The organism is Streptomyces sp. NPDC001137, from assembly GCF_040298885.1.
In the GTDB taxonomy this organism is placed as follows: domain Bacteria; phylum Actinomycetota; class Actinomycetes; order Streptomycetales; family Streptomycetaceae; genus Streptomyces.
The window spans coordinates 1-25,227 of the sequence record NZ_JBEPBA010000049.1; the positions used below are offsets into that span (position 1 = coordinate 1).

Sequence of the window (25,227 nt, forward strand, 5' to 3'; positions counted from 1 at the left end):
GCACCACCGACAAGGTGTCACTGATCACCGACGCGCCCCTGTCCGACCTCGGCAAACTGCTCGGCACCTACCCGGGCGCCATCGAGGTCAAGCAGGAACGGTTCGAGTTGCAGTCCACCCGGTTCAACGACACGTCCCCCTTCTCCGGAGGCGCCTCGATAACCAACGGCGGGGCTACCTGCACCTCCGGCTTCGCCGTACACAACCGCACACGCGCCAGCGACCAGTACATGGTGACCGCGGCTCACTGCTTCCCCAACGGCAACGTCGTCTGGAGCGGGCGGGTGGGCGGCCCGACGCTCGGTGTCGTCAGGTTCAGGTTCAACGACAACGACTTCGAGCTCATCGGCAACGGAAGCTACACGCACAACATCTACACCGGCGGCACCCACGACAGCACCGCGACGCACTTCATCTACACCACGCGGACGGCACGCGTCGGCGTCAAGGTGTGCGTGAGCGGACAGACCACCTTCAACCACTGCGGCCATAAGATCACCAACGACAGGTTCAGCATCTCCAGCCCCAATTCGGCCTTCGGCATCTCCAACGGCAACGGGTTCCTGTTCGCACGCGGCGGAACCAACAACCCCTGCTACTGCAACGGGCAGATGACGACGCACGGCGACTCCGGTGCCCCCATCTACGAACCGGACACGACCGACAGCGGAGCCATGCTCGTCGGTCTCAACCATGGCGCCATCGGGGGCCAGATGATCGGCGTGAAGGTGAACGCCATTCTGAACGAGTCGGGCACCGCGCTCACGACCTGACCGGCAGCGCCCGCGAGGACGGCGGCAGGCGGAACATCTCCGCCCGCCGCCGTCACCGTGCCCGCCGGTCGAAGCCGACGGGCCTCACGATTCCTCCTTGCCGTCGTCGGCGCCCGACCAGGAGATCCGGGAGCCGTGCGCCCCACGCCGCAAGGTCGTCCGCTATTGAGTCGATCCAGACCGAGTAGGTCGCGCGCCGCATCACGATCCGGTCTCAGGGTCTTGCGTCATCCGTGTGTAATCGTTTCCAATCCTCGCCGGCTGGCTGGCCTTCCTGCGCTCCCTGGTCGCGCGGGGTCTGTCCGGCGTCCAGCTGGTCGTCTCCGACGCCCATGCAGGCCTGGTCAACGCGATCGGTGCTGTGTTGCCCGGCGCTTCGTGGCAGCGCTGCCGCACTCACTACGCCCGTGCGTTGCTGAGCCAGGTGCCCAAGTCCGCCCAGCCGTGGGTGGCCACGCTGCTGCGGACCGTCTTCGAACAGCCCGACACCGACGCCGTCCAGGCCCAGATGCGGCACGTGCTGGACGCCCTGGAAGCCAAGTTCCCCAATGCAGCAGCCCACTTGGACACCGCGCAGCACGATCTTCTGGCGTTCACTGCGTTCACTGCGTTCCCGCGCGAGAGCTGGCGGCAGATCTGGTCCAACAACCCGCAAGAGCGGCTGAACAAGGAGATCAGGCGTCGCACCGACGTCGTCGGCATCTTCCCCGACCGCACCGCCCTGATCCGCCTGGTCGGCGCGGTCTTGGCCGAGCAGAACGACGAATGGACCGAGGCCCGCCGCTACATGGGACTCGACCTGCCGGCCAAGGCCCGCCTCCACCCGATCGAGTCAGATACCGACGAGACCGCCCTACCCATCATCGGGGCGCGGTGCCGGAATGAGGACCTGGCGGCCGTCGCGGACGATCACGTGAGCCGTGCTCCCGGTTTCTCGCCGACGGTGATGTCCTCACTGCGCGTTCGCCGACGCCTCCGGCTGGAACGAGGTCGCCTCCCGGCTCATCCGCGACGGCTATCCGGTCATCGCACCGCCGAACCCCTTGCGCAGCGTGGCCTCCGACTCCGCCTATCTGGCCGGCATCCTCGCGACCCTCAGCGGCCCGATCGTCCTCGTCGCGCATTCCTACGGCGGGATCGTCGTCACGAACGCCGCGACCGGCAACCCGAACGTGAAGGCGCTGGTGTACGTGGCCGCGTTCGTGCCCGATCAGGGGGAGACGCTGCCTCCCGCCCCCGCGACTGGTCGTCGGGCCTTGGGCGCACAGTGACTTCTCCGGTGACTTCCCCGACCTCAGCCTCGGCATCGCCGCCTCGTCCGGCGCTATGGGCGGCTACGGCGACCTCAACGCGATGCACATCGCCTGGTACGACGCCGTCCTCAAGGACGACGATACCGCGCTGCGCCGCATCCCGCCCGTGCTCCTGTACTTCCTCGGGGAGAACCGCTGGCACGGCTTCGAGCGGCTTCCCGGTCCCGCCGGGCACCGCACCTGGTACCTGGCCGACGACAGCCGACTTCTCGACCGGCCCGGGGGCAACTCCTGTGCCGCCTACGACTACGACCCGCTCAGCCCCGTACCGACCGTGGGCGGTGCCACGATGATCCACGGCTTCCGGCCGGGCCCGGCCGACGAGCGGAGCGTCGAGGCGCGGGACGACGTCGTCACCTTCACCTCCGAGCCCCTCGCCGAATCGCTGACCCTCTTCGGCGAGGTCCGCGCCGTTTTCCACGCCTCCTCCAGCGCCCCGGACACCGACTTCGTGGTCCGGCTCTGCAAGGTCTCACCGGACGGAGTCTCGATCGCGCTCAACGACGGCATCGTGCGGGCCTCGTGGCGCGACAGCTACGCCACTGGCGGCTACCGCCCCGGCCACCCGCCGACACCGCTCAAGCCGGGGAAGGTGTACGAGTTCACGGTCAGCCTGTGGAACTGCACGCTGGCCCCGGGGGAGCGGTTGCGCGTCCAGGTGACGTCCAGCTGCCACCCCCGGTGGGACCGCAACCTCAACACCGGCCTGCTCGCCCACGACTCGGCCGAGACCGCCGTCGCCCACCAGACCCTCCACCTTGGCGAGGACTTCCCGAGCCGGATCGTGGTCGGCACACTCTGACCTGCGGGTGCCGCGTGCCGGGCAGAGGACCGAAGTCGTCTCCACCGGCAGCGGCATCCCGGCGTAGAGAGGAGCCCGCGATGGCGAAGTAGCCGACGCCGCAGATGATCGGTCCGGTACGGAAGGCGGACCGGTCACCGTGTGCGATGTCGAGTCATCGCTGAGCTGCGGCCGGGATTCTCGCGTGCGTGTGGACGACGGCCTTGGGCAGCCCTGTCGTGCCGGAGGCGAGGATGAGGGCGAGTCCGTCCTCGTGGAAGGCGCCGAGTTCCGGCGCCCGGTCCGCCAGCTGCTCAGTGAGCCGGTCCAGGTCGACCACGTCGTCACCCGGGCGCAACCACCTTGTCATGTCAGGCAGTTGCGAAGCGATGTCGGCGGCGAGCGCACCGGCCGCCGCGTCGTGGACGAACCCGCCGCACCGGCTGCGCTCGACCATCGCGACGGTGACGTCCTCGCTCCCGAGCGGATTGAGGGGGTCCAAGGGTCACGCCGCCCATGAACTCCACGCCCGTTGTGGGTTTGAAGCCGTCGTCCGTCGCACCTCGTCCGGCAAGAAGCGGACGGACAGCGCACGCCGTCTCACGGACGCGGGATTCGACGTCCTGCTGGTTCCCGATCATTTCGTGGGGCCCCGCTTCGCCCCGGGCGCCGCGATGATGGCCGCTGCCGACACCACGACCCGGCTACGGATCGGCACGATGGTCTTCTCCAACGACCGCCGCCACCCCGTAGTCCTGGCCAAGGAGGCCGCGACCCTCGATCGAGGTCCTGTCCGACGGCAGGTTCGAGCTGGGCATCGGCACCTGCTGGATGCGCAATCACTACGACGCCACCGGCCTCCGGTTCGCCGCTCCCACGGACCGATTCTCCCGGCTCAAGGAGTCGCTGGCGGTGATGAGGGGCCGCTGGATGGACGAGCCGTTCCCCTTCGAGGGCGAGCACTGCACCACTCGGGAGGCGGACGTCGCCAACCTCGCACAGCGGGTGCTGCCCGACGGCAGTGCGCCGCCCCCGAGGACGGGGGGCTGGAGAACTTCCTGCCAGCAGCATCACGCCCAGGGCGAGCCTGAGGCGCTGGGGGACGCGGGACAGCGCGGCCAGGACGAGGGCAGGTGCGGAGGAGTGGGCGAAGCCGCGGGTGAAGTGGTGCTCGACCATCCACACGGCCTCGTACCCGAGCCCGTCGGCCAGCGTGGCCTGCTCGAACAGGCTCTCGAAGGTGTGTTGCTCGACCTTGCGAGAACGGCCCGCACCTCGATCTCGTACGCCATGCTCACCCGAAGTGATCCACATTCTTCCCCATCTCTGCGGCCAAGCGCTCACTCGCGTCCAATGGTGCTCTACGAGCTACTGGATTTGGCATGGCAGGGCAAGCGGGCTGCGCGTCACAGATGTCGGGGAGGGGCCGTCGCGCCGATGGAGGGACCAGTGCGGCATCCCCGAGACCACGAGGGGCGCCTGGCGAGTGTGAACCCAGTTCAGGCGCCCTTTGAAGTCGGTCAGTGGACTTCGGTGGCAGGTGAGCAGCGCCTTCTGCGCTGTGGTCTGCTCAGAAGGTGAGCACCACCCGTCCCCGGCGGCCGCCCGCCTCCAGCAACTGGTGTGCTTCGACGGCCTGTTCGGCCGGCAGCGTCCGCGCGACGCGCGAGGTGAGCCGGTCCGCCTCCGTCAGTTCGCGCAGGCGGTCGAGCTTGGCGTGCTCACGTGCGTACTGTGGCACGAACGTGAACCGGGTCTCGATGCCGCGTTCGTCGGGCACCTGGGTGCCGCCGACCGACGAGGCCACCCGGCCGCCGTCGCGCACGGCGCGGAGGGCCTGAGCGGCGATGCCCGCGGTGTCGACCAGTCCGTCGACCCCCTCGGGTACCTCCTTGCGTACCAGGTCCGGGAACTCGGCGCCGCGCGGCAGTACGACGTCCGCGCCGAGCTCCTTGACCAGCTGCTCGTCCTTGGCCGCCGCGTCGGCGATCACCCGGAACCCGTCGGCCTTGGCCAGCTGGACGGCAAGGCCACCGACGGCGCCGGCCGCTCCAGTGACCGCCACGGTGGCGCCTACGGGAAGTTCCAGCAGATCCAGCGCCATCCGGGCGGTGAGCCCGTTCATCGGCAGGGTGGCGGCCTCGACGTCGGTGGTGCCCGCCGGTGCGCGGACGACCGACTCGGCGGGGACGACGAGCTGCTCGGCGTACGCTCCGTGCGTGCCGGAGACGACCACCACGGCCATGACCCGGTCACCGACCCTCAGGTCGGTGTCGGTCCCTGCCCCGATCTGCTCGACGACACCGGCGGCGTCCATCCCGGGAACGTACGGCGGCTCGGCGTCGGCGACGAAGGCGATGCCACGGCGCACCAGCGCGTCGACGGGGTTGACCGCCGCCGCGCGCACTCGTATCCGTATCTCGCCCGGCCCGGCTTCCGGGACCGGTAGCTCCAGGACCCGCAGCACCTCGGGCCCGCCGAATTCCATCAGTCCTACGGCCTTCATGACAGGTTTCTCCTCAGGGATGGTTCATTCGCTCGCCGCGCCCCCGGACAGGCGGACCTCTTCGCTGTCGAGGGCGGCCTGCAGGCGGCGCAGTACGGTGTCGTCGATCTGTCGTTCGTCGCGGAGCCGGACGACGGTGGCGCGTTTGTTGGCGATGAGGGCCAGGCGCAGTGCGAGGTAGTCCTGGTGCTGGCGTACGGCGGGGTCGTCGTGGGCGCCCGTGCTCCTGGCACGGACGGATGCCAAATGGGCCTCGTACTCCTGCCGGAGCCACTCGGCGATCTTCGGATCGCTCCGCAGGTCGGTGACGAGCTGGGGCATCGCCTTGATCGCCTCTTCGATGGCGGTGGTCTCGGCGAGGTCGTGCTCCTCGTCGACAGAGGTGTCGGGCGGCAGTTTCGCCCACCTGACCGCGACCGGCAGCAGTAGACCCTGCACCACCAGGGTCACGAGGATGACGCCGGAGGTGACGAAGACGATGAAGCTGCGGTCGGGGAACGCCTCACCCGAGTCGAGGGTCTGCGGCACCGAGAGCACCATCGCGAGGGAGACCGCGCCCCGGAACCCGGCCAGTCCGCTGACCACCCTGGTCCGGTGACCGACGCGGAGCGATCGTTGCTGGGGGCGGCGATCGAGGGCGCGGACCAGGTAGGTGGAGGCGTACAGGAACGCGAAGCGCACGGCCACGAGGACAAGGCAGATGGCTCCGATCGCGATCAGCGCGTCCTGGAGATCGGCACGGTTGAGGTCGCGGACGGCGTACTGGAGTTCCACCCCGACCAGGACGAACAGAGCCCCGTTGATGAGGAAGGTGGCCAGCGGCCAGAACGCCAGGGCCTGCGTGCGGTGTTGGGCCTGGATGATGCGCGGGGCCACCTGGGACATGATCAGGCCACTGACCACCACCGCGAGGACACCGGATGCCTCGATCAGTTCGGCCAGCAGATAAGCGGTGAAGGGCGCCAGGATCATGACCAGGTTGCCGAGCAGCGGGTCCTTCAGGCGGCGCCGCAGGTTCATGTTGACCCACGCGACCGCGACCCCGACGGCCGCGCCACCGCCGTACGCGAGCAGGAACAGCCCGCCCACGTGCGGCATGCTCAGGTGTTCCTCGCCGGCCGTGATGCCGACGGCGAGCCCGTAGACGACCAGGGCCGTGCCGTCGTTGATCAGGCTTTCCGCGCGCAGGACGGTGACCTGGCGGCGCGGCAGGGCGCGAGCGAGGACGCCGACCGCGGTGGCGTCCGTGGGCGCCAAGGCGGCACCGAGCACCCACGCGGGCCCCCATGGCAGGCCGAGGGCGTGTCCCGTCGCGGCGACGGCCCAGGCGGTGAGGATCACGAGAACCGTGCTCAACTGCACGATGCCGCGCAGGTTGGTGCGGATCTCCCGCAGGGAGGTGGTCAGGCTCTCCCAGTAGAGTAGCACCGGGAGGAAGAGCAACAGCACGACCTCTGGGGGCAGTTGGGCCTCCCGTACCGCTGGGATGAACCCCAGGAGTACGCCCGTCACGAGCAGGACGACGGGCGGTGCGATGCCGAGACGCTGTCCCACGACGTTGCCCACGAGGACGGCCACGCCCAGGACCACGACGAGTTCGAGACCGAGCAAGGTACTTCTCCTGGAGGGGGGAAAGAGCCGCTGTTCAGCGGGGAGCGAGCTTCAGGGTCGTGTCCCGCGAGGCGACCATGGGGTCGACGTAACTCGCTCCGTAGCGGCCGTACTTGGCGCGGTAGGCGGCGTCGATGCGGTCATTGACGCCGGGGTCGGTGACCTCGACGAGGGTGACGTCCTTGTCGACGCCGCCGGAGCGGATACGCCCCTCGTGGCTGGCCCGGGCCGCCCGGTACCAGGCACCGGCGCTGCCGCGGAAGGAGCGGACGTAGAGGTCATCGCCGTCGCGGACAACCCAGATGGGCACGGGTGTGCGTGGCGTTCCGTCGGCGCGCGCGGGGGCGATCTGAAGTTCCTCGGCGTGCTCGATCCGAGTCAGTTCGTCGTTCGTCCAGACCGTCATGGGCTTGCCTCCTCTGCGATCGTGTGGCGGGGTGCCCTCGTGGGCGTGAGCGCGGCCTGCGCAGCTCACGCCCACGAGGCGATCGGGGCGGGTCAGGGAGTGAGGAGGGCCTTGATGGCGCGGCGTTCGTCCATCGCCTTGTAGCCCTCGGCGACCTGCTCCAGCGGCAGGGTGAGGTCGAAGACCTTGCCCGGGTTGATGTGGCCGGACAGCACCAGGTCGATCAGCTCGGGCAGGTAGCGGCGGACAGGGGCCGGGCCGCCGCGCAGGCCGACCTGGGAGAAGAACAGTTCCTGGCCGTCGACGGCCACCTCGTGCGGGACGCCGACGAAGCCGACGTTGCCGCCGGGGCGGGCGGAGTGCAGGGCCTGGCTCATGGACTGGGAGGTGCCGACGCACTCCAGGACGGAGTCGGCGCCGATGCCGCCGGTGAGGTCCTTGATGCGGGCGATGCCTTCCTCGCCGCGCTCGCTGACGATGTCGGTGGCGCCGAACTCCAGGGCGAGCTTCTGCCGGGACTCGTGGCGGGACATCGCGATGATGCGCTCCGCGCCGAGTTCCTTGGCGGCGATGACGCCGCACAGGCCGACGGCTCCGTCACCGACCACGACGGCCGTCGAGCCCGGCTTGACCTCGGCGGCGAGGGCGGCGTACCAGCCGGTGCCCATGACGTCGGAGACGGCCAGCAGGCTCGGCACCAGTTCGTCGGACGGGTGCTCGTCGGTGGCGACCAGGGTGCCGTGGGCGTTGGGGATACGGACGTACTCGGCCTGGCAGGTGCCCATGAACTCGCGGTTCAGGCAGGAGGACTGCCAGCCCTTCTGGCAATTGGCGCAGGTGTTGTCCGAGGTGGCGAAGGAGCCGACCACGAACTGGCCCGGCTTGACGTTGGAGACGTCGCTGCCGACCTCTTCGACGATGCCGACGTACTCGTGGCCCATCGGGTGCGGGTCGCCGACCGGCTCCAGACCGCGGTAGGGCCACAGGTCCGAGCCGCAGACACAGGTGGCGACCGTGCGGATGATCGCGTCCGTCGGGGTGAGGATCTTGGGCTCGGGGGCGTCCTCCACGCGGATGTCGCCGGGGGCGTGGATCACGGTTGCGCGCATGACTTTTCTCCTGATGAGTTTCTCGGGCAGCGGCGTCACCCGGGACGAGCCGGATTCGACGGCGACCAAAAGGCTGTACAGAATCGCCGCCGGCCTGTGAAAGTAATTCTCAGTCTCTAACTCTGTCGCCGCCCGCAAGGCCCGTACAGAGGAGAATTCCACCCCCGGAGGGATGTATCCAGGGATAAAACCTTCCTACCCAGCCGAGTGGCGGACGGCGCAGACTGGCCAGTATGAACAGCAGCGCGCACCGTAAGGAGCTGGGTCAATTCTTGAAGGCCCGCCGGGCCGAGCTCAGCCCCCGCACGGTCGGTCTGCCCGAAACCGACCGGCGCCGGCGTGTGGCCGGCCTGCGCCGGGACGAGGTGGCCGTATTGGCGGCCATCAGTACCAACTACTACACCCGCCTGGAGCAGGGCCGTATGGTCCCCTCGGCGTCTGTGCTGTCCGAACTCGTCCGGGTGCTGCACCTCAGTGACGACCAGCGGGACCATCTGTTCGAGCTGGCCGGAAGGGAGACCGGCCGGGCGCCGCGCCGGCGGGCCCCGCAGAAGGCGCACCCCCGGCTGCGTACCGTGCTGAACGATCTCAGCGTGTCCCCCGCCGTCATCCTGGGCCGGCACCTGGACATCCTGGCGTGGAACCCGATGGCCACCGCCCTGTTCGGCACCGACTTCGCGAAGATCCCCCAGCGGCAGCGCAACTACATCCGGCAGCTCTTCACCGACCCTGCCCTGAGAACGCTGTACGCCGACTGGGAGGGTTCCGCCCGCAACGCCGCGGCTGTGCTGCGGCAGCAGGCCGCGGTCTGCCCCGATGACCGGACGCTGGCTGACCTCGTCGGTGAGCTGTCGTTGCGGGACGAGCAGTTCCGCCAGTGGTGGGGAGGCCGCCCTGTGGTGCCCCGCACCGGTGGCACCAAGGTGTTCCACCACCCGGTCGCCGGTGAACTCTCCCTCGCCTGGGACGCCCTCACCTGTGCGGCCGACCCCGATCAGCAGTTGATCGTCTGGAGCGCCGAGCCCGACTCGCGTGCGTACGAGGGTCTGCGCTTCCTTGCTTCCTGGGCGGCGGCCTCCGTCATGAATTCGTAAAAGCGGCAGGTGGTCCCGGTGCAAGACAGGGACGGTAAAGCCAGGGACTAATCCTTCCTACCTTTGCTTTTGAATTCCGTGCCATGCTTCTGGGGCACGATTCAGAAATCCCTTTCGAGGAGCAACACCCCTATGTCCTCCACCTCTCGCCCCACTGTCGCCGTCGCCTTCCATTCCGGCTACGGCCACACCGCCGTCATAGCCGAGGCCGTGGCGCGCGGCGCCGCCGAAGCCGGTGCCGAGGTGATCTCGATCCCCGTGGACACGATCACCGACGAGCAGTGGGCGCAGCTGGACGCCGCCGACGCGATCATCTTCGGTGCCCCCACCTACATGGGCACCGCGTCCGCCGCCTTCCACGCCTTCGCCGAGGCCAGCAGCAAGCGCTGGTTCACCCAGAGCTGGGTGGACAAGATCGCTGCCGGCTTCACCAACTCCGGTGCCAAGAACGGCGACAAGTCCTCGACTCTGGGCTACTTCTTCACGATGGCCGCCCAGCACGGGATGCACTGGGTCAGCCTGGGTGTGCAGCCGGGCTGGGCCTCCACGCAGGGCAGCGAGGACGACATCAACCGTTTGGGCTACTTCGTCGGCGCGGGCGCCCAGACTCCCACCGATGCTGGTCCGGAGGCCGTCCACAAGTCGGACATCGCCACCGCCGAGGGCCTCGGGGCCCGCGTCGCCCAGCAGACCGCTTTCTTCCGCGCGGGCCGCGCCGCTCTCGCCGCCTGAGACAAGTCCGCCTGTATATCTCCAAAGGAGCGCAACATGTCCGACTCTCCTAACGTCGCCCTCGTCCGCCGTCTCTACGACTCCGGCATGGCCCCGGACGTCGTCGCCGAGGTCATCGACCCCGAGATCGTCTGGGACATCACCCCCGGCTTCCCCTACGGCGGCGTCTACAAGACCTGGGCGAGCGCCGGAGGCGACTTCTTCGGCCGCCTCGCGCCCCGCTTCACCTCCTTCGGTGCGGTCGCCGAGGAGTTCTACGGCGCCGACGGCGACCACGTCTTCGTGCGCGGCCACTACCACGGGGTGTCCAAGTCCGGCGAGGAGTTCGACGCCCGCTTCATCCACCTGTGGAAGGTGGCGGGCGGCAAGCTCACCGAGCTCGTCCAGGCCGCCGACAGCCACATCGTCCAGCAGGCCGCCGGTAACTGACCGCCCGCACCCATCCCAGGAGCAACCCCCATGGCGAAGATCCTCTTTCTCATCACCGCAGCCGACCACTGGACCCTGGCCGACGGGTTCGAGCAGCCGGCCGGCTTCTGGGCCGAGGAGGCCATCGGCCCGTACGGCGTCTTCAAGGAGGCCGGCTACGAGATCGCCGCGGCCACCCCGGGCGGCGTCCCGCCGACCCCGGACGCGCTCAGCCTCACCCCGGACTTCAACGGCGGTGAAGAGGGCGCCGAGAAGATGCGGACCGCTCTCAAGGAGGCCACCGAGCTGGCCAACCCGATCCGCATCGAGGACGTGAACATCGACGACTACGACGCCGTGTTCGTCCCCGGCGGCTGGGGCCCGATGGAGGACCTCTCCGACGACCCCGCGGCGGGCAAGCTGCTCAGCGACTGGCTCGCCTCCGGCAAGATCGTCTCGCTGGTCTGCCACGGTCCTGCCGCGCTGCTGTCCACCGTGGACGCCGACGGCAAGTCCCCGTTCGCCGGCTACCGCCTCACCGGCCTGTCCAACTCCGAGGAAATCCAGAACGGCCTCGCCGACCGGGCGAAGTGGCTGCTCCAGGACCGTCTCATCTCCGATGTCGGCGCGGACTACCACAAGGGCGAGGAGAACTTCGCGCCCCACCTGGAGGTGGACCGCACCCTCATCACGGGCCAGAACCCGGCCTCGGCCGTCCCCCTGGCCCAGGAAGTCGTCAAGACACTCGGCCGATGACACCCCGCACATCCGCTCAAAGGCTCCAAGGCTTCAAGAAAGAGGTAGTACCGATGGACAGCAACGCGACTCTTCCCAGCGTCGGCCAGACCTGGCTCGCGGACCTCGGCCCCGACACCCCGCTCGGCCACTTCACGGTGGAGATCACCTTCGAATCGGCGACCCAGGTCAGCTTCGAGGTCACGGGCGGCGCCATCAAGGGCCGCAAGCAGACGATGGAGTACACCACCACCCAGCTCCGGGACGGCCTGTACGTCGTCCGCTGGACCGAACCCGACGCCGGTGACCACGTCACCCACATCGAGGACTACACCGAGGGCACCTGCATGGCCAGCTCCGTCATCGGTGGCGAGTTCGTCCAGCTCCACGGAAAGTGGACCCGCGTCCGCTGATCCCGCGGGGCATCACGTCCCCTGGACGGTGAGGACTTCCAGGGACAAATCTCTCCCCCTGACAACGCGGCTTTCCGATGCCAAGGTGAGGGCATGAACCGCGATCCTCACCGCCATGATCTGGGGGAATTCCTCAAGGCGCGCCGCGCCGAGCTCGACCCGGCCGCCGTCGGCCTGCCCGACGGCGGCTCGCGTCGTGTCGCAGGACTGCGTCGTGAGGAGGTCGCCGTCCTGGCGGCCATCAGCACCGACTACTACGCCCGCCTCGAACAGGGCCGCATCCAGCCCTCGCCTTCCGTGCTGGAAGCCCTGGCCCGCGTGCTGCGCCTGGACCAGGACCAGCGCGCCTACCTGTACGAGCTCGCGGCCAAGGACGAATTCCGCCCGCCCCGCCGGCCGTCGCGCCCCAAGGCGCAGCCGCAGCTGCAGCGCATGCTCGACGACATGGCGCACACCCCCGCATTCGTGATCGGCCCCCGCACCGAGATCGTCGCCTGGAACGCCATGGGCGCCGCCCTCATCACCGACTTCGGGAAGATCCCCGAGAAGCAGCGCTACTACATAAGGCTGCTCATCACCAACCCCGCGATGCGCGAGCTGTACGCAGACTGGGAGGGCGTCACCCGGCTGGCCATCGCGCAGATGCGGATGCACAACACCAACAACCCCGGGGATCCGCAGCTCGCCGCGCTGGTCGGTGAACTCTCGGTGCGGGACGAGCAGTTCCGCCAGTGGTGGGGTGCCCACAACGTCGCCGTACGAGACACCGGCACCAAACACCTGCGCCACCCCGTCGTCGGCGACCTGCACCTGGACTGGAACGCCGTCACCTGGGCTGCCGACCCCGACCTGGCGATCATCGTATGGACCGCCGAAGCAGGCACGCCCACCCACGACAGCCTGCGCATGCTGGCCTCCTGGGCGGCCGACCCCAGCCGCTCGACCAGCGACAGCTCCACCTGACCGTCGCCCACGTATTCCCTTCAAAAGGGGGAGCCTTTCCTCCTATGCGCCCCGCGCCTAGGAAGAGGCTCTCCCCTTTTTCATGTGCGGCTCTCCTGGCACGCTCGTCACGAGGCCGACCGCGCCATGCGTCCCCGCTCCCGGTCTGGCCCTCTCCCACCGACAGAACCGGTTCCCTCAGCGCCGAGGCATCCGTCCTGCCTGCTCATCGCCAGGAAAGAGAACCACCTCCCCATGTCCCTGACCCAGTCCCGCCCCGGGACGCTGCCAGTCGCTGTCGCCGAGCCGCGCTGGAGCGCCCGCCTCTGGGCTGTCCTCGCCGTGCTGTGCCTCGTGCTGTTCCTCGACGGCCTCGACGTCTCCATGGTCGGCGTCGCCCTGCCCTCCATCGGCCACGACCTCGGCCTGGCCACCGGCTCCCTGCAGTGGATCGTCAACGGCTACGTCCTCGGCTACGGCGGCCTGATGCTGCTCGGCGGACGCACCGCCGACCTCCTCGGCCGCCGCCGCGTCTTCCTCGCGGCACTGGCCGTCTTCGCGGCCGCTTCCCTGCTCGGCGGCCTGGTCGACGACGGCATGCTCCTGATCGCCACCCGCTTCGTCAAGGGCGTGGCCGCCGCCTTCACCGCGCCCGCGGGGCTGTCCATCCTCACGACGACCTTCCCGGAGGGCCCGCAGCGCAACAGGGCCCTGTCGGTCTTCAGTCTCTTCGGCGCCCTCGGCTACTCCTCGGGCCTGATCCTCGGCGGCCTGCTCACCGGGTTCGGCTGGCGCTGGACCTTCCTCATGCCGGTCCCGCTCGCCCTACTCGCGCTGGTCGTCGGCCTGATCCTGATCCCGCGCGACCGCCGCACCGAGACCGGCGGTCAGGACCCGGCCGGGGCGGTCACCCTCACCGCCGGCATGCTGCTCGCCGTGTACGCCGTGGTCACCGCCCCCACCACGGGCTGGACCTCCGCGGCGACCCTCTCCGCCTTCGGCGTCGCCGCCCTGCTGCTGGTCGCCTTCGTCCTGATCGAGCAGCGGGTCCGCCACCCCCTGGTTCGCTTCGGCATCCTGCGCCAGGCCACCACGGTCCGGGCCAACCTCAGCATGATCGCGCTGATGGGCTCCTACATCAGCTTCCAGTTCATGATGACGCTCTTCCTCCAGGACGGACGCGGCTGGACGCCGCTGCACATGGCGTTCGCGCTGCTGCCGGTCGGCCTGATCGTCGCCGTCGGCTCGCCGCTCACCGGCCGGCTCGTCGACCGCTTCGGCACCGCACCGATGATCATCGCCTCGATGACCTCGCTGACCCTCGGCTACGTCTGGTTCCTGGCCACGGCTGGTTCCTCGCCCGACTACCTCACCGCGATGTTCCCGTCCCTGCTGCTTCTCGGCGGCGGCTTCGCGTTCGGCTACAGCGCCATCATGGCCCAGGCCACCGAGGGCATCGACGACTCGGAACAGGGCCTCGCCTCCGGCCTGGTGCAGACCTCGGGGCAGGTCGGCGCCGCCCTCGTGCTCGCCGTACTCACCGCCGTCCTCGCCGGAACCAGCGACAGCGGCGCCGACTTCACCGCCTACCGGCCCGGCCTGAACCTGGTCACCGGCGTCGCGGCGATCGGGCTGCTGCTGAACCTGGTCCCGGTGCTGCGACTGCGGCGGCGCTCCGCCGTGCGATGAGCGAAGTCCCCCTACCCAACGCCGAGACGACCCCATGTCGACTTCCACACTGACCCGTCCCGCCCCCACGCCCGCCCCTCAGCGGCAGCCGGTCGTTCCGGACGGACGGCCACCGTCCGTCGCACGGCCACGACACCGCCGTACCCTCAGCGTGCTGTGGTGGATCGCCTGTCTGATCTGCGGCGGCCTGGTCGGTCTGGTCCTCGCCGCTGTGGGAACACTGCGCGGTCGCGTGCCGTCCCGGTGGCGGGTGGCGGTGGTCGTCGCCGGGACGGTGGTGCAACTGGTGTGCGCGCTGTCCTTCGCGGCGGCCGGCTCCGCCGGCGAGTTCCGCACCGGCCCGGCACCGTCATCCCAGGCCGCCGGGGGTACCGGTCTGTGGGAAGCCGCTCGTACGGTGGTCAACGCGCCGGTGTCCGGGGCTGCCCTCCTCTACGGCATGAGCCAGGGCGGTGAGGTGTACCAGGGCGACAACGGGACGACCGCCGTGGTCCTGGACGACGGCGTCGCCCGCGCCGGCACCATGTTCGGCACGGTCTTCCTCACCGACCAGCGCATGGAGTCGGAATCGCCGCGCACGCATCGGCTGGCGGAGCACGAGGCCCGGCACGCCGACCAGTGGGCGGGCTTCTCCCTCGCCGCCGGGCCCGCCGCGTTCCCCGCGCTCTACGCCCTCGACGAGGCGTTCTTCCCCGGCGCGTTCAACCACTTCGAGCGTCAGGCGGGCCTTGAGGACGGCGGCTACGACACTCCTTCGGACTGCCCGTCCCTCGCCGGCCGGCTGGGCCTTGTCTCCCTCGGCCTGCTCGCAGGCTCCGCCCTGGTCGTCCGGCACCGGCGCCGTCGGCCAGCGGCATCCGAACGGTCCGGCGAGGCGCTACCGAACGGATGAGCGGGGCAGGCCCTCGGCCTTCCGGTCGGCCGGATTACCGGGACACGCTGACGACGGTACTGGTGTCGCGATACTGGCCGGCGGCACGGGCCCGCTGGGTGGCCAGTTCGATCACCAGGTCGAGGTTGGGGGTCGGGACCTGCATCAGCTCGGCCAGTTCGAGGGGGACGCGGAACATCGCGTCGATCTCCATGGGCCGGCCGGCTTGAAGGTCCTGCGCGATGCTCTGGAGATGCCCGGACTTCGCCAGCTTGCCCAGGCCCTCGTAGGGGTCGCCCGGGTCGCAGCCCAGGGCACGGGCGATGGCCGCGCCCTCCGCCGCCATCGCCTTCGCGGTACCGGCGATGGCGGGCTTGTCGAGGACGTCCTTCATCGGCGAGGTGCTCAGCACGGCCAGCGAGCCCCCGATCAGGTTCATCAGCAGCTTGGCCCAGATCGCGTCACGGATCCTCGGCGTGACGCTGGTCTCCAGGCCACTGGGGTTCAGGAGCGACGCCAGGGTGTCGAGCCTCGCGTCGGGCCGGCCGTCGGGGCGTCCGACGACCAGGCGGTTGCGCGGGTTCTCGGCACGGATCACGCCCGGCGCGATCACGCTGCACGCGGTGTAGGCGACCGCGCCCACGGCACGCTCCGGACCGACGTGGTCCCACAACACCCGCCCGGGATCCAGCCGTTGGAGACGGGTGCCGTCCAAGGGGCCGCCGTGGGCGTGGAAGTACCACCAGGGAATGCCGTTCATGACGAAGAGCGCCAGGCCGTCCTCGCCGAGCAGCGAACCGACCTGCTCGGCGATGGCCGGCAGGGCCGGGGCCTTGACCGCGACGATGACGAGGTCCTGAGGCTCCAGGTCGCCGGGCCGGTCGGTGGCGACCGGGTGGGAGACCAGCTCTCCGTCATGGGTCTCCACCCGCAGCCCCTGCCGCCGGATCGCAGCCAGCTGCTCACCCCGTGCGACGATCGAGACCTCGGCCTGGGCCGCGGCGAGGCGTCCGGCGATGTGCCCGCCCACGGCCCCTGCGCCGAATACGCAGATCTTCATGTGCGCTTCCTGTTCCGTGACAAGTCGGTCGGTCGAAGTGGGTCGGCCGGAGGGTCAGTCGAACTGCCGACGCTTCTGTGCCGCGGCGGCGCTGAGGAAGGAGATGTCGTTGCCGGTGGAGACATAGCCGGCGCCGAGTTCCAGATACTGCCGGACCAGGTCCGGCCGCCCGCCGAGTCCGCCGATGCCCACGGCCTTCCCGTGCGCTCGGCAGGCGTCGATGACGTGCAGAAACGCCTTGTGCACCTCGGGGTGGTCCACCTGCCCCGGGACCCCCAGTTCGACGCTGAGGTCGCTCGCGCCCACGAAGAGGATGTCCACCCCGTCCACCGCGGCGATGGCGGCCGCCGCGTCCAGCCCGGCCTGTGACTCGATCTGAGTCACCACCATGGACGCCTGGTCGAGTTCACGGACGGTCTGGTCGGCGGGCAGGGACCGGTAGAGCAGTTGAGGTGCGTTGCCCGCCAGGGAACGTTCCCCCAAGGGTGCGTGCTTGACAGCACGCACCGCGGCGAGCGCCTCGTCGGCGGACTGCACGCCGGGTACGACGATCCCCATGGCGCCGGCGTCCATGACCCTGGCGATGAAGAACGGGTCCAGGCCCGGCACGCGGACCAGGGGAGTGACGCCCAGGGAGGTGCAGGCCATGCAGATCTGGCCCGCGGCCTCCAGGGGGAAGCTGCTGTGCTCCATGTCGATGTAGACGGAGTCGAATCCCGCGGTGTGGGCGATGGCGGCGATGTCGACGGTCCGCACCAGACGGATGGTCATCGAGAACACCGGCTCGCCCCGGGAGAGCTTCTCCTTGGCGGGGTTGCGCAGCAGGCGGGTGGGTTCGTTGCTCATGTGCTGACGGCTCCTGACCGACTCGGGATGGCTCAGCCGAACAGGGTCGGCAACCCCTGCGCCTCGTCCTCGAACCCGTACACGGATTTGACTTCGAGATACTCCTCAAGCCCGAACCGGCCCATCGAGCGGCCGATGCCGGACTGCTTGTAGCCCCCCATGGGGGTGTACGAGTCCGTGGCCGCGCCGTTGTAGCTGACCCGTCCGGCCCGCAGCCCGTTCACCACGCGCCGGGCCTTCTCGCGGTCGCCGCCGAAGACATAGCCGCCGAGCCCGTAGGGCGAGTCGTTGGCGATGCGCAGGGCGTCGTTCTCGTCGCGGTAGGGCAGGACGGCCAGGACGGGGCCGAAGATCTCCTCCCGGGCGATCGTCATGTCGGGTGTGACGCCGGTGAACACGGTGGGCTGCACGAAATAGCCCCGGTCGAGACCCTCGGGGCGCTCGACGCCACCGGTGAGGAGACGGGCGCCCTCGTCGAGACCGCTCTGGATGTGGTCCCTGATCGACTTGAACTGGGCGGCGCTGACGACCGGTCCCATGGTCGTCGTACTCTCCAGAGGGTCGCCTAGGCGGTAGCGGCGTGCCTCGTCGACGAGGAAAGGCACCACCTGATCGACCTGGCTCTCGTGCACCAGCATCCGGCTGGGGGCGTGGCAGGACTGACCGGCGTTGAAGAAGGCGCGCCGGATGTTCCAGCGGGCGGCCTGTTCGAGGTCGGCGTCGGGCAGCACGATGTTGGCCGACTTTCCGCCCAGTTCGAGGCAGACCCGTTTCACGGTGCCCGCGGCGGCGGCTCCCACCAGCTTGCCGGCGGCGGTGGAGCCGGTGAAGGAGATCATGTCCACGTCCGGGTGGTGGGACAGCCTGTCGCCCACCTCGCGGCCGGTGCCGTTGACCAGGTTGAACACGCCCGGCGGCGCCTCGGCCTCGTGCAGCACCTGGGCCAGCAGTGCCCCGCTGGCGGCGGAGTTGAGGCTAGGCTTGGCGACCATCGTGCACCCGGCGGCCAAGGCGTAGACGGCCTTGATGACGCCGGTCTGGATCGGCCAGTTCCACGGTGAGACCAGCGCGCAGACGCCGAGTGGCTCGCGGCGGACGACGGCGCCGCCCACCCGCGCCTCGAAGGGGTACGCGCGCAGGGTGTCGCGGGCCACCCTCATGTGCTCGGCCGGGCCGGTGACCTGGGCGCGGTTGCCGACGGGAATGCCGACCTCGCGCGCGATCAGCTCGGAGAACTCGTCGAGGTGCGCCTCGTACACGTCGATGACGCGGTCAATCAACGCGATCCGGTCGTCGGGGGAGGTGGTGGAGAAGCTTTCGAACGCGCGTCGGGCCGCGGCGACCGCGCGGTCCGCGTCGGCGGCGGTCCCCAGAGTCACCCGGGCGAAGGCCTCCTCGCGGGTGGGGTCGACGAGCTCCACTTCGCGGGGCTCGGTCGATTCCGTCCATCGACCGTCGATGTAGAGGTGCGGGTACTGCCTCATGGGCGGCTCGGTCTCCTCGGACTGCGTGGGGTGGCTTGTCGGGTGGGTCAACTGCTGTGGGTGTAGCCGCCGTCGCACGCGATCGTCTGGCCGGTGATGAACGCGGACGCCGGTGCGGCCAGGAAGAACATGACGCCGACCAGGTCGGTGGGGACCATCCCGCGCGGGATGCACTGCTGTGCCGCCGCGCGTTCACGGACCTCGACGGTGGGGTTGACTGTGCGCTCGACCTCCGTGGCGACCATGCCGGGCCGCACGCAGTTGACGGTGATCCCGTGGCCGCCCAGCTCGCGCGCCAGGGAGTTGGTCATACCGATCAGCGCGGACTTCGAGGTGACGTAGTGCAGGTAGTTGACGGTGCCCCGGGTCACGGAGTCGGACGAGATGTTGATGACGCGGCCGAAGCCCGCCGCGCGCATATGAGGGGCCACGGCCCGCACACACAGGTAGGTCCCGGTGACGTTGACCTTCAGCACCTGTTCCCAGTCCGCCACCGGGATCTCGTCGAAGGGCCCCTTCTTGATGGTCGCGAAGATCGACGCGTTGTTGATCAGGGTGTCGATCCGGCCCCACCTCCCGACGACGGTGTCGACCATCGCCGCGACGGACGCCTCGTCGGCCACGTCCACCCCGACGGCCAGGCCGGTACCGCCGGCGTCGTGGATCTCCTTCACGACCGCTTCCGCCTTGTCGGCGTTGAGGTCCGCCACCACGGCGAAGGCTCCGGCCGCGGCGAACTGGCGGGCCAGCTCACGGCCGATGCCCTGGGCGGCACCGGTGACGAGGACGACCCGCCCCTCGACGCCGAAGTCCCGCGCCGACGCCGGTACTCCGGAGTCGTACGGGGTGTGAGTCAGGGGTGTCGTCGTCATCGTCGATCCTCACGGCGTCGCACTCAATCCAGCGGGCGCTTGAACGTTATCCCGCATTATGGGATATCGTCAACGGAAGTGGCTCCCGTCAAGGCTCCCGCCGCGGGACGACATCGAATGTGTGAAGGAGCGGAGATGCGCGTCAGCAAGGCATCCGACACCGGCAGCGAGCGGGTCGGAACCATGCGTGAGGGAACGCTCGACCAGAAGCACCTGCTGTTCGGAGAGGACGGCTCGCCCAACAACTACGACCTGAACATGGGCCTCACCGGCGGCGGTGGCTGGCGGACCCCTCGCCACCGGCACAACTTCGACCAGATCCGCTACGTCATCCAGGGTCGGCTGCCCTACACCGAGACCGACGTCCTGGAGGAGGGCTGGGTCGGCTACTTCCCCGAGAGCGTCCACTACGGCCCCCAGGAGCGCCCCGAGGGACTGCGCACCATGGTGCTCCAGTGCGGCGGGGCGAGCGGCGCCGGCTATCTGAGTGTCGCGCAGCGCGAGGCGGTCAACGCCGAACTGGCCAGGACCGGCGAGTTCAAGAAGGGCCTGTACCACTACACCGACGCCGACGGGGTGTCCCGTACCAAGGACGGCTCGGAAGCGATCTTCGAGCACGCCACCGGGGGCAAGCTGGAGTTCGCGCCCCCGCGGTACACCGACGTCATCGCGATGAACCCGGAAGCCTACGACTGGCAGAAGGGGGACGCGGGCGTCTGGGAGAAGTGGCTGGGCAGCTTCACCGAACGCGACCTGCGCATCGGCTTCCTGCGCCTGGACGCCGGCGCGGTGTACCAGGCGGGCCAGTTCCCCTCCATCGAGATCCTCTTCCAGATCAACGGCAGGGTGACGGCGGGCGGAGAGAAGTACGGCCCCGAGACCGGGTACGAGTTCCTGGCCGACGAGGGGCCGGTGCCCGTCGAGGCCGTGGAGCCGACCGAGTTCTTCCGCGCGGTGCTGCACCGGTTCTGAGCCGACACCGGCCGCCGGCCCCTGCCTGACCTCGCGAGAAAGAGCTCACGCCCATGACCGATTCCGCCGGCCGCCCGGCGCTGCTCCGGGAACTCGCGGAGGCAGGAGTGCGGGCGGACGCGTCGCCACGCAGACGCGCCGAGTACGCCTACGACGCCTCCAACTACCGTGTCGAACCGCTCGCGGTGGCGTTCCCGCGCACTGTCGACGACGTCGTGGCCGCCGTCGCGGTGTGCCGGGCGAGCGGCACCCCGGTCATCGCCCGAGGGGGCGGCACGTCCATGGCGGGCAACGCCGTCGGCCCCGGGATCGTCCTGGACTTCTCCCGGCACATGGACCGTGTCCTCGCGGTCGACGAGGAGGCCGGGACGGTCGACGTCGAGCCCGGAGTCGTCCTGGCGACGCTCTCCCGTGAGGTGGAACGCGCGACCGGCGGCCGTCGTACGTTCGCGCCCGACCCCTCGTCCAAGAACCGGGCCACGGTCGGCGGAGCGATCGGCAACGACGCGTGCGGCAACCACTCGGTCCGCTACGGCCGCACCTCCGACCACGTGGCGGAGATCGACCTCGTCACCTCCGACGGCGCGCGGCTCACGGCGACCGAGACGGGTCTGCGGGCCACCGATCCCGCCGACACGTTCTCGGCCCGCCGGGCGGAGTCCCTCGCGGCGGCGCTGGAGCGGCTCGCGCAGGACAACCTGAGCACCTTCCGCCTCGAACTCGGACGAATTCCCCGGCAGGTGTCGGGCTATCACCTCGACAACCTCCTGCCGGAGAAGAAGTTCAACATCGCGCGCGCCGTCGTCGGCTCCGAGGGAACGTGGGCCGTCGTCGTGGGCGCGCGCATGAAGCTCGTACCGAAGCCGGCGAGCGCGCTGCTCGTCTGCCTCGGCTACGAGGACGTCGTCGACGCCGCCCGTGACATCCCGGCGATCCTGGAGTTCTCGCCGGCCGCCGTCGAGGGCACCGACGAGGCCATCGTCGCCACGATGCGGCACCGCCGGGGCCCCGACTCCGTCCTGGGCCTGCCCGACGGGCGGGCCTGGCTCTTCGTGGACCTCGACGGTGACGACCCGGCGTCGGTGCGCGCCCAGGCGGACAAGCTGCTCGCGCGGCTGGCGGAGAACGGGCGCCTGGTACAAGGCCGTTCGGCCTCGGACCCGGCGGAACGCGCCTCGCTCTGGCGGGTCCGCGAGGACGGGGCGGGACTCTCCTCCCGGCCGGCGTCCGGGGGCGAGTCGTGGCCGGGCTGGGAGGACGCGGCGGTCGCACCCGAGCGGCTCGCCGACTACCTCGCGGACCTGCGCGAACTCCTGGCGGAGCACCAGCTCACCGGCGTCATGTACGGGCACTTCGGCGCCGGTTGCATGCACATCCGCATCACCTACGACCTGCGCAGCGAGGCGGGCCGGGAGGTCTTCCGCCGCTTCACCCACCGGGCCGCCGAACTCGTGGTCCGGCACGGCGGATCGCTGTCCGGCGAGCACGGCGACGGCCGCGCCCGGTCCGAGCTGCTGCCCCTCATGTACTCGCCCGAGATGATGGCCGCGTTCGCCGAGTGCCGCCGACTGTGGGACCCGGAGAGCATCCTGAACCCGGGCTCCATGACGGATCCCGATCCCATGGACGCCCACCTCGCCCTCGCGGGAGTACCGGAGCGCGAGTGGCGCACGAGCTTCGACCTGCACCCGGCGGCATCGGCCGGGACGGATCCCTGGGTGCACGCCGTCCAGGGCTGCATCGGCGTGGGCCGGTGCCGAGCGGACAGCGGCGGGGTGATGTGCCCGAGCTACCGGGCCACCCGGGACGAGAAGGACTCGACACGCGGCCGCGCCCGCGTCCTCCAGGACATGGTCCGGGGCGCGCGCACGGTCGAGGAGGGCTGGCGGTCGAAGGAGGTCCGGGAGGCACTGGACCTGTGTCTGTCGTGCAAGGCCTGCTCGACCGACTGCCCGGCCGGGGTGGACATGGCCACGTACAAGTCGGAGTTCTTCGACCACTACTATCGGCGCCGCCTACGGCCGCTCGCGCACTTCTCGCTCGGCTGGCTCCCGCGCTGGCTCAAGCTCACCGGCCGCCTCTCCGGCCTCGTCAACGCGGTCCTCGCGACCCCGTTGGGCAAGGTCGCGGCGGCGGCTGGCGGGCTCACTACGAAGCGCGCGCTGCCGCGGTTCGCCGGAAGAAGGGAGTGGCGGCGCGAGATCGCCGACGCCGGGGTCCAGGGGGCGGTGGGAGCCTCGGCGGTCCTGTTCGTGGACACGTTCACGCGCGGCTTCCGGCCCGAGGTGGCCGGTGCGGCGGCTCGTGTCCTCGCGGACGCCGGCGACGCCGTAGCCTGCTCCGCCGACGCCTGCTGCGGCCTCACGTGGATCTCGACCGGCCAGCTCGGCACCGCGAAACGGCTGCTGTCCAAGGCCGCCGAAGCGCTCGACGACAGCACCGACCGGCCCATCGTCGTCATCGAACCGAGCTGCGCGGCCGCGCTTCGCAAGGACCTGCCCGAACTGATCCCCACGGAACAGGCGAGGCGCGTCGCGGCGCGCGTGCGCAGCTTCGCCGCGTACGTCGCCGACCGGGTGGCTGCGGGCTGGGAGCCGTCCCCGGCGCGTCCGGTGCCGGAGCGGGCCGTACTCCAGACGCACTGCCACGAGTACTCGGTGTTCGGGTCCGCCGCCCAGCGCGCTGCGCTCAAGGCGGCCGGTGTGCGCGACGTCGTCGACGCGGACGGCTGCTGCGGTGTCGCCGGGAACTTCGGCTTCGAGGCCCAGCACTACGACGTGAGCATGCAGGTCGCCGAGAACGCGCTCGCCCCCGCGCTCAGAGCCACCGACCACGACGTCGCCGTGCTGACCGACGGCTTCTCCTGCGCCCAGCAGGTCGACCAGCTCGACCCTTCGAGACCCGGCCTGCACCTGGCCCAGGTCCTCGACCCGCGTGCGACCACCACTTCCACAGACCGTCCCACCCAGGGAAGAGAAGGACTCTCATGACCACCGATGTCAGCGCCCTCCGCCTCTCGCAGCAAGCGCGCGAGGCCATCGCCCAAGTCAGCACCGGCGTCTTCATCGACGGGCAGTGGGGCGAGGCCGCGTCCGGCGCCCGCTTCGACGTCGTCAATCCGGCGACCGAGGAGGTCATCGCGACCGTGGCCGACGGCGGCGCCGAGGACGCGCTGCGCGCCATCGAGACCGCGGGCCGCGTGCAGAAGGAGTGGGCCAGGACGAGTCCCCGTGAGCGCGGCGAGATCCTGCGCCGCGCCTACGACCTCATCATGGCGCGCCAGGACCAGCTCGCCCTCATCATGACCACCGAGATGGGCAAGCCGCTCGCCGAGGCCAAGGGTGAAGTCGCGTACGCCGCCGAGTTCTTCCGCTGGTTCTCCGAGGAGGCCGTCCGCATCGGCGGCGACCTCACCACGACGGGGGACGGGAAGAACCGCATCCTCGTCTCGCGCGAACCCGTCGGCCCCTGTGTGCTCGTCACCCCGTGGAACTTCCCGCTCGCCATGGGCACCCGCAAGATCGGACCGGCGATCGCAGCCGGCTGCACGATCGTGTTCAAGCCCGCCAACCTCACCCCGCTCTCCTCCCTGGCGCTCGTGGACATCCTGGTCGAGGCCGGGCTCCCCGCCGGAGTCCTCAACGTCGTCTGCACGACCGACCCGTCCTCGGTGGTCTCGCCGTGGATGTCGAGCGGCATCGCCCGCAAGATCAGCTTCACGGGCTCGACCGGGGTGGGCATCCGCCTGCTGGAACAGGCGTCCCAGCACGTCATGCGCTCGTCGATGGAGCTCGGCGGCAACGCCCCCTTCCTCGTCTTCGAGGACGCCGACCTGGACCGTGCCGTCGAAGGCGCGGTCGCGGCCAAGATGCGCAACATGGGCGAGGCCTGCACGGCCGCGAACCGGATCTTCGTCCAGCGGCCCGTCGCCGAGGAGTTCGCCCGTCGGCTCGCCGCACGGCTGGGCGCGCTGACGGTGGGCGACGGCGCCGAGCCGGGCACCGAGGTCGGCCCGCTTGTGGAGGAGAAGGCGCTGCGGAAGGTCCAGAAGCTGGTCGACGACGCCGTCACCAAGGGCGCGAAGGTCGTTTGCGGCGGCAACCGGCCGGATCGTCCGGGCTACTTCTACACGCCCACCGTCCTGTCGGACGTCTCGGCGGAGTCGGACCTCATGTCCCAGGAGATCTTCGGTCCGGTGGCGCCCGTCGTCCCCTTCGACACGGAGGAGGAGGCGGTCCGCATGGCCAACGACACCCCGTGGGGCCTGGCGGGCTACCTGTTCACCCAGGACGTGGACCGCGGCTTCCGGGTGGGGGAGGCCCTTGAGGTCGGCATGGTCGGCCTGAACACCGGCATCGTGTCCAACCCGGCCGCTCCGTTCGGCGGTGTCAAGGCATCCGGGCTGGGCCGCGAGGGCGGTCGCGTGGGCATCGACGAGTTCCTGGAGTACAAGTACATGGCGGTCCCGCGCGTGTGATCCGCTCACGGCGGCCGAGTGGGCCCCAAGCTCGTCACACGGCGGGGCCCTATCATGGTCAGCGTTTCCGGTGCCGCTGGACCCGTCCGCTGTCGTCCTGCGGCGACGCGAAGGCAACTGTAATTGTTGACGA

23 protein-coding genes and 4 pseudogenes are annotated in these 25,227 nt (G+C 70.0%); 17 read left to right on the plus strand and 10 right to left on the minus strand.

Features of this window, described 5'->3' with window-relative positions; all coding sequences use genetic code 11:
* From ABT254_RS45670 to ABT254_RS45685, 4 genes and pseudogenes are all read left to right on the plus strand, one after another.
* Window positions 1-773: chymotrypsin family serine protease (locus ABT254_RS45670; RefSeq protein WP_502972154.1), on the plus strand; the 773-nt coding region annotated here is incomplete at its 5' end.
* A gap of 256 nt (window positions 774-1,029) precedes the next feature.
* Window positions 1,030-1,626: pseudogene (locus ABT254_RS45675) on the plus strand (IS256 family transposase); the annotation flags it as partial.
* 151 nt (window positions 1,627-1,777) lie between these two features.
* A complete protein-coding gene (locus tag ABT254_RS45680; RefSeq protein WP_351483672.1) occupies window positions 1,778-2,044 on the plus strand; it encodes an alpha/beta fold hydrolase in 267 nt (88 codons plus the stop codon).
* Window positions 2,016-2,888: a CocE/NonD family hydrolase gene (locus ABT254_RS45685; protein ID WP_351483673.1), complete on the plus strand. Its 873-nt coding sequence runs from the start codon at window positions 2,016-2,018 to the stop codon at window positions 2,886-2,888. Before ABT254_RS45680 ends, ABT254_RS45685 begins: the two co-directional genes overlap by 29 nt.
* 154 nt (window positions 2,889-3,042) lie before the next feature.
* Here ABT254_RS45685 and ABT254_RS45690 read toward each other — a convergent pair whose 3' ends face one another.
* Window positions 3,043-3,369, minus strand: a complete 327-nt coding sequence (locus ABT254_RS45690) for a hypothetical protein (protein ID WP_351483674.1) — start codon at window positions 3,367-3,369, stop codon at window positions 3,043-3,045.
* Between ABT254_RS45690 and ABT254_RS45695 the strand changes: the two are divergent.
* Both ABT254_RS45695 and ABT254_RS46655 read left to right on the plus strand, forming a co-directional pair.
* Window positions 3,257-3,634, plus strand: a pseudogene (locus ABT254_RS45695) (LLM class flavin-dependent oxidoreductase); the annotation flags it as partial. The gene ABT254_RS45690 and the pseudogene ABT254_RS45695 overlap by 113 nt on opposite strands.
* 22 nt (window positions 3,635-3,656) lie before the next feature.
* Window positions 3,657-3,845: pseudogene (locus tag ABT254_RS46655) on the plus strand (LLM class flavin-dependent oxidoreductase); the annotation flags it as partial.
* Between the two features lie 78 nt (window positions 3,846-3,923).
* Here ABT254_RS46655 and ABT254_RS45705 read toward each other — a convergent pair.
* The 5 genes and pseudogenes from ABT254_RS45705 to ABT254_RS45725 all read right to left on the minus strand — a co-directional run.
* A pseudogene (locus ABT254_RS45705) lies at window positions 3,924-4,181 on the minus strand (LLM class flavin-dependent oxidoreductase); the annotation flags it as partial.
* 256 nt (window positions 4,182-4,437) lie between these two features.
* Window positions 4,438-5,373, minus strand: coding sequence for an NADP-dependent oxidoreductase (locus tag ABT254_RS45710; protein ID WP_351483641.1), 936 nt, complete (start codon window positions 5,371-5,373; stop codon window positions 4,438-4,440).
* 24 nt (window positions 5,374-5,397) lie between these two features.
* A complete protein-coding gene (locus ABT254_RS45715; protein ID WP_351483642.1) occupies window positions 5,398-6,984 on the minus strand; it encodes a Na+/H+ antiporter in 1,587 nt (528 codons plus the stop codon).
* Between the two features lie 34 nt (window positions 6,985-7,018).
* On the minus strand, window positions 7,019-7,390 hold the full coding sequence (locus ABT254_RS45720; RefSeq protein WP_351483643.1) for a DUF2255 family protein: 372 nt from the start codon (window positions 7,388-7,390) through the stop codon (window positions 7,019-7,021).
* 92 nt (window positions 7,391-7,482) lie between these two features.
* Window positions 7,483-8,499, minus strand: coding sequence for a zinc-dependent alcohol dehydrogenase family protein (locus tag ABT254_RS45725; RefSeq protein ID WP_351483644.1), 1,017 nt, complete (start codon window positions 8,497-8,499; stop codon window positions 7,483-7,485).
* A 233-nt stretch (window positions 8,500-8,732) separates the two neighbouring features.
* On the opposite strand from ABT254_RS45725, the gene ABT254_RS45730 reads away from it, so the two are divergent.
* From ABT254_RS45730 to ABT254_RS45765, 8 genes are all read left to right on the plus strand, one after another.
* A complete protein-coding gene (locus ABT254_RS45730; RefSeq protein ID WP_351483645.1) occupies window positions 8,733-9,593 on the plus strand; it encodes a helix-turn-helix domain-containing protein in 861 nt (286 codons plus the stop codon).
* Between the two features lie 132 nt (window positions 9,594-9,725).
* Window positions 9,726-10,325: a flavodoxin family protein gene (locus tag ABT254_RS45735; protein WP_351483646.1), complete on the plus strand. Its 600-nt coding sequence runs from the start codon at window positions 9,726-9,728 to the stop codon at window positions 10,323-10,325.
* Window positions 10,326-10,361: 36 nt separating this feature from the next.
* Window positions 10,362-10,754 carry a nuclear transport factor 2 family protein gene (locus tag ABT254_RS45740; RefSeq protein WP_351483647.1) on the plus strand — a complete coding sequence of 131 codons (393 nt, stop codon included), beginning with the start codon at window positions 10,362-10,364 and terminating at the stop codon, window positions 10,752-10,754.
* A 30-nt stretch (window positions 10,755-10,784) separates the two neighbouring features.
* Window positions 10,785-11,489 (plus strand): type 1 glutamine amidotransferase domain-containing protein, encoded by a 705-nt coding sequence (locus ABT254_RS45745; protein ID WP_351483648.1) that lies wholly within the window; start codon window positions 10,785-10,787, stop codon window positions 11,487-11,489.
* Between the two features lie 53 nt (window positions 11,490-11,542).
* Entirely contained in the window at window positions 11,543-11,881 is a 339-nt protein-coding gene (locus tag ABT254_RS45750; RefSeq protein WP_274243812.1) for a MoaF-related domain-containing protein, read from the plus strand.
* A gap of 93 nt (window positions 11,882-11,974) precedes the next feature.
* Window positions 11,975-12,844 (plus strand): helix-turn-helix transcriptional regulator, encoded by an 870-nt coding sequence (locus tag ABT254_RS45755; RefSeq protein WP_351483649.1) that lies wholly within the window; start codon window positions 11,975-11,977, stop codon window positions 12,842-12,844.
* A 234-nt stretch (window positions 12,845-13,078) separates the two neighbouring features.
* Window positions 13,079-14,512 (plus strand): MFS transporter, encoded by a 1,434-nt coding sequence (locus ABT254_RS45760; protein ID WP_351483650.1) that lies wholly within the window; start codon window positions 13,079-13,081, stop codon window positions 14,510-14,512.
* Window positions 14,513-14,546: 34 nt separating this feature from the next.
* Window positions 14,547-15,404: a hypothetical protein gene (locus ABT254_RS45765; RefSeq protein WP_351483651.1), complete on the plus strand. Its 858-nt coding sequence runs from the start codon at window positions 14,547-14,549 to the stop codon at window positions 15,402-15,404.
* Window positions 15,405-15,438: 34 nt separating this feature from the next.
* Here ABT254_RS45765 and ABT254_RS45770 read toward each other — a convergent pair whose 3' ends face one another.
* The 4 genes from ABT254_RS45770 to ABT254_RS45785 are packed head-to-tail and all read right to left on the minus strand — an operon-like array spanning window position 15,439 to window position 19,645.
* Window positions 15,439-16,443: a ketopantoate reductase family protein gene (locus ABT254_RS45770; protein ID WP_351483652.1), complete on the minus strand. Its 1,005-nt coding sequence runs from the start codon at window positions 16,441-16,443 to the stop codon at window positions 15,439-15,441.
* Between the two features lie 54 nt (window positions 16,444-16,497).
* Window positions 16,498-17,289 carry an HpcH/HpaI aldolase family protein gene (locus ABT254_RS45775; RefSeq protein ID WP_351483653.1) on the minus strand — a complete coding sequence of 264 codons (792 nt, stop codon included), beginning with the start codon at window positions 17,287-17,289 and terminating at the stop codon, window positions 16,498-16,500.
* 32 nt (window positions 17,290-17,321) lie between these two features.
* Window positions 17,322-18,773 (minus strand): aldehyde dehydrogenase family protein, encoded by a 1,452-nt coding sequence (locus ABT254_RS45780; RefSeq protein ID WP_351483654.1) that lies wholly within the window; start codon window positions 18,771-18,773, stop codon window positions 17,322-17,324.
* 47 nt (window positions 18,774-18,820) lie between these two features.
* Window positions 18,821-19,645 (minus strand): SDR family NAD(P)-dependent oxidoreductase, encoded by an 825-nt coding sequence (locus ABT254_RS45785; protein ID WP_351483655.1) that lies wholly within the window; start codon window positions 19,643-19,645, stop codon window positions 18,821-18,823.
* Window positions 19,646-19,780: 135 nt separating this feature from the next.
* Between ABT254_RS45785 and ABT254_RS45790 the strand changes: the two genes are divergently transcribed.
* From ABT254_RS45790 to ABT254_RS45800, 3 genes are read left to right on the plus strand one after another with little or no spacing between them, the layout of a single operon-like run.
* A complete protein-coding gene (locus tag ABT254_RS45790; protein WP_351483656.1) occupies window positions 19,781-20,617 on the plus strand; it encodes a hypothetical protein in 837 nt (278 codons plus the stop codon).
* Window positions 20,618-20,670: 53 nt separating this feature from the next.
* Window positions 20,671-23,607, plus strand: a complete 2,937-nt coding sequence (locus ABT254_RS45795; protein WP_351483657.1) for an FAD-binding and (Fe-S)-binding domain-containing protein — start codon at window positions 20,671-20,673, stop codon at window positions 23,605-23,607.
* Window positions 23,604-25,094, plus strand: a complete 1,491-nt coding sequence (locus ABT254_RS45800; RefSeq protein ID WP_351483658.1) for an NAD-dependent succinate-semialdehyde dehydrogenase — start codon at window positions 23,604-23,606, stop codon at window positions 25,092-25,094. Before ABT254_RS45795 ends, ABT254_RS45800 begins: the two co-directional genes overlap by 4 nt.
* Window positions 25,095-25,227 lie beyond the last annotated feature (133 nt).